This window comes from Streptomyces sp. NPDC055099 (assembly GCF_053607685.1).
In genome coordinates this window covers 101,232-115,013 of record NZ_JBSGUA010000021.1, presented here as the reverse complement: position 1 = coordinate 115,013, position 13,782 = coordinate 101,232, and the positions used below count along the sequence as shown (strand labels likewise).

Genomic DNA, 13,782 nt, shown 5'->3' with positions numbered 1-13,782 from the left:
GGGGGGGGGGGGGGCCCCGGGGGGGGGCCCCCCCCCGCCGCATGCCCGATGGTCGAAGCAAGAGACCCAAGGGCCATCGACGGGAGACCTCTGTGCGCGTATGGACCGGCCGACCTTTTCCGCTGGGTGCCACCTACGACGGCGAAGGAACGAACTTCGCCCTGTTCAGCGAGGTGGCCGAGCAGGTCGACCTCATCCTTGTGGACGAGGACGGCACCGAGCGGAGCGTGACGCTGGCGGAGGCCGACGGCACGGTGTGGCACGGCTATCTGCCGGACATCGGCCCGGGCCAGCGTTACGGCTATCGGGTGCACGGCCCGTGGATGCCCGCCGCCGGGCATCGCTGCGACCCGAGGAAATTCCTCCTCGATCCTTACGCCAGGGCGGTCCATGACCTCCGCGACGACAGGGCGTCCGCGGACGCACCCGTTCGGGGGAGGACGTCCCGGGACGGCACCCGGCAGGCCGCCCTGTGCGGTGTCGTGATCGATCCGGCCTTCGACTGGACGGGTGACAGTCCGCCCTCGCACGCCTATGCCGACTCGGTCATCTACGAGACGCACGTACGCGGACTGAGCCGCACCCACCCCGGCGTCCCCGAAGAGCTGCGCGGCACCTACGCGGGCCTGGCCGCACCGGCTGTCCTGGACCACCTGACCTCCCTGGGGGTCACCGCGGTCGAGCTGATGCCGGTGCACCAGTACGTCCAGGACGGGTTCCTGCTCGACAAGGGCCTGTCCAACTACTGGGGCTACAACACGATCGGGTTCTTCGCGCCGCATCACACGTACGCGGCCCACGGGACGCTCGGCCAGCAGGTCACCGAGTTCAAGTCGATGGTGAAGTCCCTGCACGCGGCAGGCCTCGAGGTGATCCTCGACGTGGTCTACAACCACACGGCCGAGGGCAACGAGAACGGCCCCACCCTCTCCTTCCGCGGCATCGACAACGCCTCCTACTACCGGCTGTCCGACGACGACTTCAGCCGCTACTACGACACCACGGGGACGGGCAACAGCCTGCTGATGCGCCACCCCAACGTCCTTCAGCTGCTGATGGACTCACTGCGCTACTGGGTCACCGAATGCCACGTCGACGGGTTCCGCTTCGACCTGGCCGCCACCCTCGCCCGGCAGTTCCATGAGGTGGACCGGCTCTCCGCCTTCTTCGACCTCATCCAGCAGGACCCCGTGATCAGCCGCGTCAAGCTGATCGCCGAGCCGTGGGACCTGGGCGACGGCGGCTACCAGGTGGGCAACTTCCCGCCGCTGTGGTCCGAATGGAACGGCAAGTACCGCGACTGCGTCCGGGACTTCTGGCGCGGCGGCGACCGGACGCTCGCGGAGTTCGCCTCACGCCTGACGGGCTCCGCCGACCTCTATCAGCGCGACCGGCGCCGCCCGCGCGCCAGTGTCAACTTCATCACCGCCCACGACGGATTCACCCTGCGCGACCTGGTCTCGTACGACGCCAAGCACAATGAGGCCAACGGTGAGGGAAACCGGGACGGCGAGAGCGACAACCGGTCCTGGAACTGCGGCGCGGAGGGCCCCACCCGCGACCCCGCAGTGCGCGCACTGCGGGCCCGGCAGCAGCGCAACTTCCTGGCCACGCTGATGCTCTCCCAGGGCATTCCGATGCTCGGCCACGGGGATGAACTGGGCCGCACCCAGCGCGGCAACAACAACGCCTACTGCCAGGACAACGAGACGACGTGGATCGACTGGGACCTCGACGAGGAACGCACCGAACTCCTGGACTTCACCCGCCGGGTGGTGGCGCTGCGCACCGAGCACCCGATCCTGCGCCGCCGCCGCTTCTTCCGCGGCGACACCGTCACGCACCAGGGACAGCCGCTGCCGGACCTGGTCTGGCTGCGCCCGGACGCCGCGGAGATGACGACGGAGGACTGGGACCGGCCCGACGCGCACGCTGTGGCCGTCTTCCTCAACGGCGACGCCATCGCCGAACCGGACCGCGCCGGACGCACCGTCGTCGACGATTCCTTCCTCGTGCTGTTCAACTGCTACTGGGAGCCGATGGAGTTCCGGCTCCCCGACGTCACGTACGGAGCGTGCTGGACGACCCTGCTCGACACCTACGAGACGGGCGGCCCTCCGGACGAGACGGAGCACAAGGCCGAGACGACGCTGAGCGTGGAGCCGCGGTCCCTGATCGTCCTCTCCCGTCCCCCGGTCGGGTGACGGGAGCGGGTCAAGGGCGGGTCAGGGGCGGTCCAGATCCACCTGGAGCTCGTCCGTCTGCGTCCAAAAGCCCTCGTCCGCGTCCTGCAGCCGGGACGCCGCATGCTTCATGTGACGGCGTACGGCGCTGCGGGCCGCCTCCGCGTCGCCCGACTCGACGGCCGCCAGGATCGCGTGGTGCTCCACCCGGACCGCCTCGATAAAGTCGTCGCGCCGTGCCTCGTTGGCCCGTGTGACGCGGATGCCGCTGCGCATGACCTCGCCCAGATACCGCACGGTCGAGACCATCACCGCGTTGCCGGTCGACTCGGCGATCGACTGGTGGAAGGCCAGGTCCTCGTCGACCCCGTCGCCGCCGTCCGCCACCGCCTTGTCGATCGCGGCCAGTGACTGCCGCATCCGGGCGATGTCCTGTGGTGTGGCCCGGACGGCGGCCAGCGAGGCCGCCTCGCCCTCCATGGCGCGGCGGACCTCCACGATCTGCAGCACCTTGGACTTGGTGCCGGATGCCTCGGCCTCCAGGTCGAGCGGCCGGGTGCGCCGGGGCATGACGAACACGCCCCGGCCCTGGCGCGGTTCGACCAGACCCGCGTTGCGCAGCCGGGAGACGGCCTCGCGGATCACGGTGCGGCTGACGCCCAGCTGCTTGACCAACTCGACCTCGGTCGGCAGCTTGTCGCCCTCGGCGAGACGCCCGGACTCGATCTCCTCCGAGAGGATCGCGGCGACCCGGTCCGCGAGCCGAATGGGGCCACTCACCTTGGAGAACATGCTCGTCAGTCTATCCGTCAGGGCCTGATCACCCCGGTCGCGGGCAGGCCCGCGGGCGCGACGGCCTCGGGGTGGTCCTCGACGTACGCCCTGACCACCGCCTCGAAGCTCTCGTCGGGCCGCAGGCCGAGCGCCGTGGCGCGCGCGTTGTCGAAGGCGGCGGGCCACGAGCCGACGATCGCCTCGACGGCGGGGTCGGGCGTGACCGTCACCCGGTCGGCGACGGCGTCACCGGCCACCTCGCGCAACGTCTGCAGCATCTCGGCGACCGTGACCGTCAGCGCCGGAAGGTTGACCGGAAGCCCGCCTTCGAGGCCGCCCGGCCCCCGCTCGGCCTCGGCGATACGGAGGATGCCCTCGACGGTGCGCCGGGGCGAGGCGAGGGCGACCCGCAGGTTGGGGCTGACCGGGCAGGTGGCCGGCAGACCGGCGAGGGGCTCGCGGATGATGCCGGACAGGAAGCCGGAGGCTGCGGCGTTCGGCTTGCCCGGCCGCACCGAGACGGTCATCAGGCGCGCCACACGCCCGTCGACGAAGCCCCGCCGGGTGTACTCGGCGACCAGCTGCTCGCACACGCGCTTCTGCGTCCCGTAACTGGACTGCGGCGTCGGCAGCGTCGACTCGCTGACCACGGGCGGCAACGGCAGCGCGGCGTCGGAGCCGTAGACGGCGACGCTGCTGGAGAAGATCACCCGGGGGAGGGGTCCGCCCGCGGCGGACTGGGCGCGGGCGGCGTCGAGCAGGGCGCGGGTGGTGTCCAGGTTGGCGCTCATGCCGAGGTCGAAGTCGGCCTCGCACTCGGCGGAGACCGCCGACGCCAGGTGGATCAGCACATCCACGGGCTGCGCGAAGATCGCGTCGAGGCGGTCGCTCAGGTCGCCCCGGACGACGTCCACCAGCGGGTCGGCCGTCACCGGTGCCTCGTCGGGCACGAACCGGTCGGCGAGCACCAGTCGGCCGATCGGCGCACCGCACAGGGTCCGCCGCTTGAGCAGGGCGCCGGCGACCTGCTGTCCCAGGAAGCCGAAGCCGCCGGTGATGACGATCCTCATGAGTGGACTCCTCGTTCGTTCTTGGGCATGCGGTCGTTCTTGGACAGGCGGTGGTTCCTGAGCCAGCCGAGCCCCTCGCTCGTACCGGCCCGGGGGATGTATTCGCAGCCGATCCAGCCGTCGAAGCCCAACTCGTCGACGGTGTCGAAGAGATGGCCGACATTGAGCTCGCCCTGGTCGGGCTCGTGGCGGTCGGGCACGCCGGCGATCTGCAGATGGGCGACGCGGCCGGTGGGAAGGTCGCGGCGCAGTGTCGTGGTGAGGTCGCCCTCCACGATCTGGCAGTGGTACAGGTCGAGTTGCACCTTGAGGTTCGTGGCGCCCACCTCTTGTACGAGAGCGTGCGCCTCGGCCTGATGGTGCAGGAAGTAGCCCGGCATGTCGCGGCCGTTGATCGGCTCGATCAGGAGGTCGACGTCCACGGCGGCGGCCCGTTCGGCGGCCCAGGCCAGGTTGGCCAGGTAGGTGGCGCGGTGTGCGGCCCGCTGGTCAGGCGTGGCCTCCGGTGGCAGGAGACCGGCCATCACGTGGACCTGTCCGCAGCCGAGCGCCGTGGCGTACTCCAGCGCCCGCTCGATGCCGGAGCGGAGTTCGCCCTCGCGGCCGGGGAGCGAGGCGATGCCCCGCTCCCCGGACTCCCAGTCGCCGGGCGGCGCGTTGAACAGGACCTGGCGCAGCCCGTGGTCGTCGAGCAGGCGGCGCAGTTCGGCGGCTTCGTGGGCGTAGGGGAAGAGGTACTCGACGGCCTCGAAGCCGTCGGCCGACGCGGCGGCGAAGCGGTCGGGGAAGTCGTGCTCGGTGTACATCATGGACAGGTTCGCGGCGAACCTCGGCATGGTTGCTCCTGCGGTGGGGCCGGGCCGGGGCCCGGTCAACGGTTGACGACGTCCTTCTTGGTGGTCAGTACGGCGGCCGCGCCGATCACCAGGCTCAGGGCCAGGACGTACATCGGGATGGAGGTCGAGCCGGTGGCGTCCTTGAGCCCTCCGATCATGTACGGGCTGACGAAGCCGGCCAGGTTGCCCACGGAGTTGATCAGGGCGAGCCCGGCCGCCGCCGCGGTGCCGCCGAGGAATGCGGTGGGCAGTGACCAGAACAGCGGGGCGCAGGTGAGTACGCCGGCCGCGGCGAAGGACAGGGCGATCAGGGAGAGCACGGTCGATCCGCTCCACCCGGCGGCCAGGGAGAAGCCGACGGCGCCCATGAGGCTCGGGACGACCAGGTGCCAGCGGCGTTCGCGGCGCTTGTCCGCGGAGCGTCCGAAGAGGTTCATGGCGATCAGCGCGGCCACGAACGGCACGGCGCTGAGCACGCCGATCGTGAAGGTGTCGTCGATGCCGGTCGACTCGACGAAGGTGGGCATCCAGAAGGTCAGGGCGTACTGACCCATCACGAAGCAGAAGTAGATGAGGCACATCAGCCACACCTTGGGGTCACGGAAACCGTCCCAGACCCGGCCGTGCTTCTGGTGGGCTGTGTCCCTGGCGATCGCGGCCTCGACGATGTCCTTCTCCTCCTCGGAGAGCCACTTGGCGCTGCGCACGCCGTTGTCGAGGTAGAACATCGTGGCGACACCGATGAGGAGCGCGGGAATCGCCTCGAGCAGGAACATCCACTGCCAGCCGTGCCATCCGCTGACCCCGTCGAAGGTGTCCATGATCCAGCCGGAGAGCGGGTTGCCGAAGATGCCGGCCACGGGGATCGCCGACATGAACATCGCGATCACGCGGGCCCGGCGGTGGGAGGGGAACCAGTAGGTGCAGTACAGGATCACGCCGGGGTAGAACCCCGCCTCGGCGGCTCCGAGGAGGAAGCGCAGCACGTAGAACGTGGTCTCGTTCGTGACGAACGAGAACGCTCCCGAGACCAGGCCCCACGTGATCATGATCCGGGCGATCCAGGTGCGCGCGCCGACGCGTTGGAGCATCAGGTTCGAGGGGACCTCGAAGAGGAAGTAGCCGATGAAGAACAGTCCGGCGCCAAGACCGTACGCCGCCTCGCTCAGGCCCAGGTCGTCGGACATCTGCAGCTTCGCGAAGCCGACGTTGACGCGGTCCAGGTAGGAGAAGACGTAACAGAGGATCAGGAAGGGGACGATGCGGAGGACGACCTTGCGGAACACGGCGTTCTCACGGGCGAGTTCGGGGGTCTCGGCCGTCGCGGTGGGCGTGGACATGCGGAATCCTTACTGCGGCTCAGGGGATTCTCCGACGAGCGGTGCGCGGTGCGGTGCGGTACGCAGGGCGGTGGGGTACGCGGTGCGCGGTCACCAAGAGGCGCCGAACACGGACCTCAGTTCGTCGAGAGCGGGGGAGGGGAGCGGCTCGGGGCGACGGTCGGTCAGGAGCCAGAGGCGCGCCGTTTCCTCGAGTTCTTCGAGGACGGCGAGAGCGGATGCGGCGTCCGGGCCCCAGACCACCGGGCCCAGACGGTCGAGCAGCACGGCCCTGATCGGCGTGCGTCCCGCCGCTCGATCAGCGATATGGCCGGTCACCAGGTCGGCCACGCGGGGATCGCCGGGCCGGTGGTAGGGGATGAGCGGGACGTGCCCGACCTTCATGACGTAGTACGGCGTGAGGGGCGGAAGCACGTCGTCCTGACTCCACACGCCGGCCAGGGTGAGCGCGACGAGATGCGTGGAGTGGGTGTGGATGACGAACCGTGCCGTGGGGTCGGCGGCACAGATCCGGCGGTGCAGGGTGAGGGTCTTGCTGGCGCGGTCGCCCGCGATCTGATCACCTGCGGCGTCGACCAGCGCGAGGCGCTCGGGCTCCAGGAAGCCCAGGGCGGCGTCGGTGGGCGTGATCAGGTGGAAGCCGCCTTGGGAGGCGCCTCGGGAGTCACCTTGGGGGTCATCTCGGAGGTCATCTCGGGAGTCGCCGATCCGCGCGCTGATGTTGCCCGCGCTGGCGTGGACGTACCCCCGGGTGAACAGGCTGGTGCCCACCCGGACGATCTCGGCGCGCGCCGCGTCCACACCGTCCGGATCGCCGGTGGCGGCGTTCAGCGGCTCGGTCATGCCGTCTCCCGGTCGAGGCGGGCGAAGGACGCGGTGAAGAAGTCGGGGCCGCCGAAGTTGCCTGACTTCAGCGTGATGTGCAGCGGTTCGCCGTCAGGCAGCGCCGCGGCGCACCACGGCACACCCGGGTCGATCTGCGGTCCGATGCGCAGGCCCGTCAGGCCCAGTGCCTGCACGACCGCGCCCGAGGTCTCGCCACCGGCGACGACGAGCTGACGGACGCCCAGCTCGACGAGGCCCTGGGCGACGCGGGCCAGAGTCTGCTCGACGAGTTCACCGGCCTCGGCGACGCCGATGCGGCCCTGGACGTCCTTGACCGCGTCGGGCATCACGGTGGAGTAGACGAGGACCGGCCCTTGGGCCAGCCGCTCGGCGGCGAAGGCGAGCGCCTGCCCGGCCACGTCCTCACCGGCCGCGATCCGCAGGGGATCCACGCTGAACGCGGGCCGCCCGCTGTCCAGGAATGCCTGGACCTGACCGTTGGTGGCGGTGGACACCGATCCGGAGACGACGGCCTGATGACCGGCGGGCGGCGGCAGTTGGGCGGCGGCGGGGGACGGCTCGAACCCCCAGTTCACCGGCAGACCGATCGCGAGCCCCGACCCCGCGGTCACCAGCGGCAGGTCCTTGACCGCCGCACCGAGCCGCAGCAGATCGTCGTTCGAGACGGCGTCGACGATCGCGGCGCCCACTCCCTCCTCGCGCAGCGTGGCGACGCGCTCCCGGATCGCTTCGGCGCCGGCGGCGACCACGGTGTGGTCGATGAGGCCGACCGGGCGGGCGGTCTGCGCACCGAGCACGGACACCAGGTTGGAATCCGTCATCGGGGTCAGCGGGTGATGCCGCATGCCGCTCTCGCCCAGGAGTACGTCACCGACGAAGAGGTGGCCCTTGAACACGGTGCGCCCGTTGTCGGGGAATGCCGGGGTCGCGACCGTGAAGTCGGTGCCGAGGGCGTCCATCAGGGCCTCGGTGACGGGACCGATGTTGCCGGCCCGCGTCGAGTCGAAGGTCGAGCAGTACTTGAAGTAGATCTGCTCGGCGCCCGCGGAGCGCAGCCACCGCAGTGCCTTCAACGAAGCCGCGACGGCCTCGGAGGCCGGGACGGTACGGGACTTGAGCGCGATGACGACGGCGTCGGCGTCGGCGATGGCGTTGGGATGGGGATTGGTGTTGGTGTTGGTGTCGGTGACGAGGGGCCCTTCGACGCCCGCGGGCGGTACGTCGATCAGCTGGACCACGCGCATGCCCGCGCGCACCAGGTTGTTGGCCAGGTCCGTGGCGCCGGTGAAGTCGTCGGCGATGCAGCCGAGTCGGATCCCCATGTCAGTTCTCCTCCTGCCCGGGCAGCTCGATCCCCGGGAAGATCTTGATCACCGCGCTGTCGTCCTCGCCGCCCAGACCGGAGGCGGACGCCTGCAAGAACATCTGATGGGCGGTGGCCGCCAGCGGGAGGGGGAACTTCTCCGGGCGGGCCGCGTCGAGCACCAGCCCCAGGTCCTTGACGAAGATGTCGACCGCGGACAGCGGCGTGTAGTCGCCGGCGAGCACATGTGCCATGCGGTTCTCGAACATCCATGAGTTGCCCGCGCTGTGCGTGATCACTTCATAGAGCGCGTCCGCGGGTACGCCCGCCTTGATGCCCAGCGCCATGGCCTCGGCCGCGGCGGCGATGTGCACCCCCGCGAGCAGCTGATTGACGACCTTCACCTTGGAGCCGATCCCCGCCCGGTCGCCCAGGCGGTAGACCGTGCCGCTCATGGCCTCCAGCACCGGATCGGCGATCGCGTACGCGGTGGGGGCGCCCGAAGTCATCATGGTGAGCTGCCCTGTTGCCGCGCGGGCGGCACCACCCGAGATGGGCGCGTCCAGGTAGAGCACGCCTCGCTCGGCAAGGCGCCGCTCCAGCTCGGCGGACCAGGTGGGGTCGGCCGTGGAGCACATGACGTAGACGGAACCGGGGTGCATCCGCTCGGCCGCGCCGCCGTCGCCGAACAGGACGGACTCGACCTGCTCGGCGTTGACCACGACACCGACCAGAACATCGACGGTGGCCGCCAGTTCACCGGCGGACGCGAAGGCGGTGCCGCCGTCCGCGGCGAAGGCCGCGGCCACCTCGGGGCGCAGGTCATGGACACCTACGTCGAAGCCCGCGTCCCGCAGGCTGCGCGCCATGCCGAGCCCCATGGCGCCGAGCCCCACCACGCCTGCGCGCGGCCGTGCCGGCCTGTCCTGGTCGTTCATGCCCATCCTCGTCTCGCTGTGCCGGGCCGCGTCGTGCCGTTCGGGGGCGCGGGCCTGCTCTGAAACCGTGCGGCGATCGGGTCATATGATGACCTGAGGATGTGGCATGGCGCACTGTGATGCCAGTCACATGCAGGGTGTGTGCGGCGAGAGGCACACGCGGGGGAGTCGTGAGACAGACGCAGGGAAGACGCGGGGGGAAGCGCTCGGCGGCCACCGCTCCCGCCGTCGTACGGCGCGTGCGGCGGCCGGACGCTCAGATCTGCGTCTGCCCCATCCCGGCGAACCATCGGGCCGCCAGGGAGGCGACCTCGTCCAGCGCCCCCGGCTCCTCGCAGAGATGCGTGGCATCGGGGATCACCCGCAGCCGGCTGAGCACGCGCATCCGGTTGGCGGCCTCCCGATTCAGCCGCACCACCTCGGTGTCGCGCCCCCCGACCATGAGCAGCACCGGAGCGTGCAGATGGCCGATCACCTCGTCCCCGGCCAGGTCGGGACGGCCGTCGCGGCAGACCACGGTGTCCACCAGGCCGGGCCTCGCGGCGGCGGCCCCGAGCGCGGCCGCCGCCCCGGTGCTGGCGCAGAACAGGCCGACCGGCAGGTCGGAGACGTGGGCGGCCAGCCAGTCCACCGAGGCGATCAGCCGATGCGTCAGCAGGTCAACGTCGCCGTGGGGCCGCCCAGTTGCCTTGTCGGCGGCCGCCTCGTCGGGGCTGAGCAGGTCGATGACCAGCGTCCCGACCGCGGAGTCGTGCAGCGTGCCGGCCACGGCCCGGCTGTGGGGGCTGCGCAGGCTGGTGCCGCTGCCGTGGGCGAGCACCGTTACACCGAACACCGTGTCCGGCACGGTCAGTTCACCGATGAGTGCCCCCTCGCCGCTGGGCACGGTGACGATCTGGGACAGCATGGGACCTCCGGATTCCGGGAACGGGGTGCACGCCGGGTACCCCGCGAGGTTCCCCTCACGCGGCAGTCGGCTTCAGGTGGCAGTCGGCCGCAGGCGGGGGTCGGTCTCAGGTGACGCCGAGGCACGCCTGGCCCGCACGAGCGCCCGGCCCTCGGCCGCGTACCACTGGTGGCACAGGATCACCGCCAGCGCGATGCCGACCAGGTCCCCGCCGTAGTACATGACGTACGACGCCCGATGCAGGTCGGCCGCGGCGAAAGAGGTGCCGGGCGGGCCCGTGACGTAGAGCGACTTGGACAGGATGCCGTGCGCGGCGGACGCGGCCAGCAGGGCCGCGCCGCGCAGCGCGAATCCGGCACGGTGACGCAGCGGGTCAAGGGCCAGCACGGCGAAGGAGAACAGCACGCCGGAGGCCAGGAGATGCACGCTGACGAGGGCGTCCAGCCACGGCCGGTGATGCGCGGCGGCCATGAGCGGCGTGCGGTACACCGCCCACAGTCCGGCGACGTGCATGAGCGCGGCCAGAGGCGGCCACACGAGCAGGGATGCCGGTCGCGAGCGGACGCAGGAGAGCAGTCGCCGCCGTGGCCCGACCGGCAGCGCGCGCAGTGCCAGCGTCACCGGGCGGCCGAGCACGAACAGCAGGGGCGCGACCATCCCGACGCCCAGATGGGTGACCATGTGCCCGGTGAACGGCGGCCATCCCTCCCATGGAGCGATCAGCGAGACCACGAGTACCGCGCCGCCCGCGCACACCGCCGCGTCACGCGGATGCGGCCAGCGGTCGCCGCGCCGACGCAGGTGCCGGGCCGCCGCCACATAGCCAAGGCAGGCCACGGCCACGAGCAGCACCACGGCTGTCATCGGCGGGCCCGGACCAGCAGCAGCGCGCCGGCGAGCAGGAACAGCACGGCGATCACGTTCCAGGTCCAGTCGTACGGCGCGATGTCCACGCCGTAGCGGATCTGGTGCAGCTCGAGCGCCTTGTGCTGGAACGTGCCGTCGTACAGCTGGAAGCCGCCGAGTCCCAGGCACAGGCCCGCCCACCAGGCGGTGAGGTGCCGGGCGCCGCGCCGCCACAGGTCCGCGTACAGGAACAGGCCTGCCACCATCGCGAGCCAGCCGAAGGCATGGAAGATCCCGTCGGAGACGAGGCCGGCCTCGCTCGACGCCTTGTCGTAGAAGTGATGCCAGTGCAGCAGTTGGTGGAACACCATCTCGTCGATGAACGCGGCGAACCCGACGCCCACCAGCGCCCCGGAGAGCAGGGAGCGCCCCCTCACCGGTCCGCGCCCCTGCGCCGCTGCGAGGGAACGCGTTGCTGCTCATGGGGATGGAACGTCGTCGTCATCGGGACTCCTCGGCGCCAGGGCGGAAAATCGGGCGGGAACGATTGGCATGAGTGGTGGAGCGAGGCGCCGGGTACCCGTGAAGCGGAATGGCAGACCGCCACCTTTGCGCCACTGTGTCGCCCGATGGTCAGGGCCGCGGGCAGGCCAGGGCCAGGATCAGGCCCAGGTGCAGACCCAGGGCCAGGCTCGCAGCCTTACCCGCCTGTACGCGCGCAGGCGGCGGCCATGCGTGCTGCCAGTGGGGCTATTACGGTGAAACCCCCACGTACGACCATGAAGGGACCCCTCGTGACGCGTGCCGCCCTGTTCGACGTCGACGGAACGCTCGTCGACACCAACTACCTGCATGTGACCGCCTGGTGGGAGGCGTTCCGGCAGGCCGGGCACCGCGTGCCGATGCGCGCCGTGCATCACGCGATCGGCCTGGGCGGCACCGACCTGATCGAGCACCTCCTCGGGGAGGACCGCGACACGGATCAGGACGACGCCCTCAGTGCCGCGCACAAGACTCTTTACGGCACGTACTTCGACCGCCTCGAAGCCTTCGAGGACGCGGGAAAGCTGCTGCGCTCCCTGGCCGGGCAGGGGTGGACCATCGTCCTGGCCACCTCCGCGGGCGGCGCCGAGCTCGACGCGTTGCGTGCCGCCGTGGACGCGGACGACGTCATCACCGCGACGGCGAGCGCCGACGACGTCGAGGAGGGCAAACCCGCCGCGGAGCCCGTCGCCCACGCGCTCGAACTAGCCGGTGCGAAGGCGGAGGACAGCGTGTTCGTCGGCGACTCGGTCTGGGACATGAAGGCCGCACGGCGCGCGAGCGTCACACCCGTGGCCCTGCTCAGCGGCGGCATCCCCCGCGAGGACCTCTCCGAGGCCGGAGCGGCGGAGGTGTACGACGACACCGCCCACCTGCTGGCGTCGCTCAAGAGCAGCGTGTTCGCGGGGCAGTGAGGGGGCGCGCGCTCACGCCCGACGGCGTCGGCCTGGCGCTCGGCCGGCCGGTCGGTTGACGCGGCCGTCGTGACAGGGTGGGGCCATGGATTCGACCCGCGAGAACTCATCCGCTTTCGAACCGTGGGTCGACAGCACTGCCGCGCACAAAGACCTCGCCGCGGCCAAGGCACTGGTGTACGACCCTTGCGGGTTCACCTGCTCGCTGCCGGTGCCCGAAGTTGAGAGTGCCGAATACGCCGCCCACGAGTTCACGCTCGACGGCCGCCCCGTCCGCTTCCGCGCCGCCAAGACGACCCCCACGAAGGTGGGCCAGTTCGTCACCGTGTGGAAGAGGTCGAAGGCCGGGCCGATCGCGCCCTTCGACGCTGCGGACCCCGTCGACCTCTTCGTCGTCAGCACGCGGGAGCACGGTCACTTCGGTCAGTTCGTCTTCCCCAAGGACGCGCTGCGTGTGCGGGGCGTCGTGTCGGAGGACGGCGCGGGCGGGAAGCGGGCCTTTCGCGTCTACCCGCCGTGGGTGGTCACCACGAACCGGCAGGCGGGCCGCGCGCAGGCCTGGCAGGCGGACTTCTTCCTGCGCCTGCATCTGCCCGAGGGCGGCCCCGTCGACCTGGCCCGCGCCCAAGAGCTCTACCGAGCCCATGCCCGGTGATCAGACCTTCCAGGACCTGATCTGGTCGGCGACCGCGTAGACACTGAGCCGGCTGTCGCGGATCTTGCGGATGAGGTCGGACAGCGCGCCGTAGGGCGGATCGATGCCCTCACCCGACTGGTCCATGTACTGGGCGGCGACGAACGCCGCGTACAGGCTGTTGCGGTAGGGCAGGGGTTCCAGGCGCACGATGGTGTGCAGCAGGGCGGCGGCGCGCCAGGCGGCGTCCGGGTCGGCGGACTCCAGGGTCGGCAGCTTGGTCTTGTGGCGCGCGACCGCGGCGACCAGCGCGGAGTAGTCCGAGACCGTCATGTCCTCGGGGGCGACCGCGAACTCCTGGACGTCTAACAGCCAGGACACGTCTACGTACAGAACCATCAGGCGGCCGCGGACCCCTCGTGACGTGCGGAGGGCGGGATCTCCTCCGGGTTGGCCGCGTCGAACTCGGCCCGCAGCCGGTCGGCCCAGGCGGAGGCGCCCGCGACGAACTTCTGGCGCTCCATCTCACGCACTCCGAGGTCGTGGAGGTACTGCTTGAGGCTCTTGCCCTCGGCCGCCGCGGCCGCGCGGACACCCTTGAGCTCCTCATCGGTGAAAGTCACGTTCAGAGACGGCATACGTCCAAGG

General features: G+C 70.8%; 15 protein-coding genes. 3 read left to right on the top strand and 12 right to left on the bottom strand.

Annotated elements, in window-relative coordinates:
- The first annotated feature begins 92 nt into the window (after nucleotides 1-92).
- Nucleotides 93-2,204 carry a glycogen debranching protein GlgX gene (gene glgX / locus ACWFRU_RS36880; protein WP_453692464.1) on the top strand — a complete coding sequence of 704 codons (2,112 nt, stop codon included), beginning with the start codon at nucleotides 93-95 and terminating at the stop codon, nucleotides 2,202-2,204.
- A 21-nt stretch (nucleotides 2,205-2,225) separates the two neighbouring features.
- Here glgX and ACWFRU_RS36875 read toward each other — a convergent pair whose 3' ends face one another.
- From ACWFRU_RS36875 to ACWFRU_RS36830, 10 genes are all read right to left on the bottom strand, one after another.
- Nucleotides 2,226-2,975, bottom strand: a complete 750-nt coding sequence (locus tag ACWFRU_RS36875; RefSeq protein ID WP_453692463.1) for a FadR/GntR family transcriptional regulator — start codon at nucleotides 2,973-2,975, stop codon at nucleotides 2,226-2,228.
- Between the two features lie 17 nt (nucleotides 2,976-2,992).
- Complete coding sequence (denD, locus tag ACWFRU_RS36870) at nucleotides 2,993-4,027, bottom strand: D-erythronate dehydrogenase (RefSeq protein WP_453692462.1); 1,035 nt, start codon at nucleotides 4,025-4,027, stop codon at nucleotides 2,993-2,995.
- Complete coding sequence (gene otnI / locus ACWFRU_RS36865) at nucleotides 4,024-4,863, bottom strand: 2-oxo-tetronate isomerase (RefSeq protein WP_453692461.1); 840 nt, start codon at nucleotides 4,861-4,863, stop codon at nucleotides 4,024-4,026. The genes denD and otnI overlap by 4 nt, the downstream gene beginning before the upstream one ends.
- A gap of 35 nt (nucleotides 4,864-4,898) precedes the next feature.
- Nucleotides 4,899-6,203 carry an MFS transporter gene (locus ACWFRU_RS36860; RefSeq protein WP_453692460.1) on the bottom strand — a complete coding sequence of 435 codons (1,305 nt, stop codon included), beginning with the start codon at nucleotides 6,201-6,203 and terminating at the stop codon, nucleotides 4,899-4,901.
- 90 nt (nucleotides 6,204-6,293) lie between these two features.
- Complete coding sequence (locus ACWFRU_RS36855) at nucleotides 6,294-7,046, bottom strand: class II aldolase/adducin family protein (RefSeq protein WP_453692459.1); 753 nt, start codon at nucleotides 7,044-7,046, stop codon at nucleotides 6,294-6,296.
- Nucleotides 7,043-8,371 (bottom strand): 3-oxo-tetronate kinase, encoded by a 1,329-nt coding sequence (gene otnK / locus ACWFRU_RS36850; RefSeq protein WP_453692458.1) that lies wholly within the window; start codon nucleotides 8,369-8,371, stop codon nucleotides 7,043-7,045. The genes ACWFRU_RS36855 and otnK overlap by 4 nt, the downstream gene beginning before the upstream one ends.
- Nucleotide 8,372: 1 nt before the next feature.
- A complete protein-coding gene (gene ltnD, locus ACWFRU_RS36845; RefSeq protein ID WP_453692457.1) occupies nucleotides 8,373-9,290 on the bottom strand; it encodes an L-threonate dehydrogenase in 918 nt (305 codons plus the stop codon).
- A gap of 256 nt (nucleotides 9,291-9,546) precedes the next feature.
- Nucleotides 9,547-10,197: a dienelactone hydrolase family protein gene (locus ACWFRU_RS36840; RefSeq protein ID WP_453692456.1), complete on the bottom strand. Its 651-nt coding sequence runs from the start codon at nucleotides 10,195-10,197 to the stop codon at nucleotides 9,547-9,549.
- A gap of 72 nt (nucleotides 10,198-10,269) precedes the next feature.
- Nucleotides 10,270-11,061 carry a cytochrome c oxidase assembly protein gene (locus ACWFRU_RS36835; RefSeq protein WP_453692455.1) on the bottom strand — a complete coding sequence of 264 codons (792 nt, stop codon included), beginning with the start codon at nucleotides 11,059-11,061 and terminating at the stop codon, nucleotides 10,270-10,272.
- Complete coding sequence (locus ACWFRU_RS36830) at nucleotides 11,058-11,480, bottom strand: DUF2243 domain-containing protein (protein WP_453692454.1); 423 nt, start codon at nucleotides 11,478-11,480, stop codon at nucleotides 11,058-11,060. The genes ACWFRU_RS36835 and ACWFRU_RS36830 overlap by 4 nt, the downstream gene beginning before the upstream one ends.
- 357 nt (nucleotides 11,481-11,837) lie before the next feature.
- Between ACWFRU_RS36830 and ACWFRU_RS36825 the strand changes: the two genes are divergently transcribed.
- Together ACWFRU_RS36825 and ACWFRU_RS36820 are read left to right on the top strand one after the other, a co-directional pair.
- Nucleotides 11,838-12,500, top strand: a complete 663-nt coding sequence (locus tag ACWFRU_RS36825) for an HAD family hydrolase (protein WP_453692475.1) — start codon at nucleotides 11,838-11,840, stop codon at nucleotides 12,498-12,500.
- An 85-nt stretch (nucleotides 12,501-12,585) separates the two neighbouring features.
- The gene (locus ACWFRU_RS36820; protein WP_453692453.1) at nucleotides 12,586-13,155 is read left to right on the top strand and encodes a MepB family protein; all 570 of its coding nucleotides are present in this window, start codon (nucleotides 12,586-12,588) and stop codon (nucleotides 13,153-13,155) included.
- On the opposite strand, the gene ACWFRU_RS36815 is transcribed toward ACWFRU_RS36820, so the two are convergent.
- Nucleotides 13,156-13,533: a toxin Doc gene (locus tag ACWFRU_RS36815; protein ID WP_365828467.1), complete on the bottom strand. Its 378-nt coding sequence runs from the start codon at nucleotides 13,531-13,533 to the stop codon at nucleotides 13,156-13,158.
- Entirely contained in the window at nucleotides 13,533-13,772 is a 240-nt protein-coding gene (locus ACWFRU_RS36810; RefSeq protein ID WP_363212908.1) for a hypothetical protein, read from the bottom strand. Before ACWFRU_RS36810 ends, ACWFRU_RS36815 begins: the two co-directional genes overlap by 1 nt.
- Between the last annotated feature and the right edge of the window lie 10 nt (nucleotides 13,773-13,782).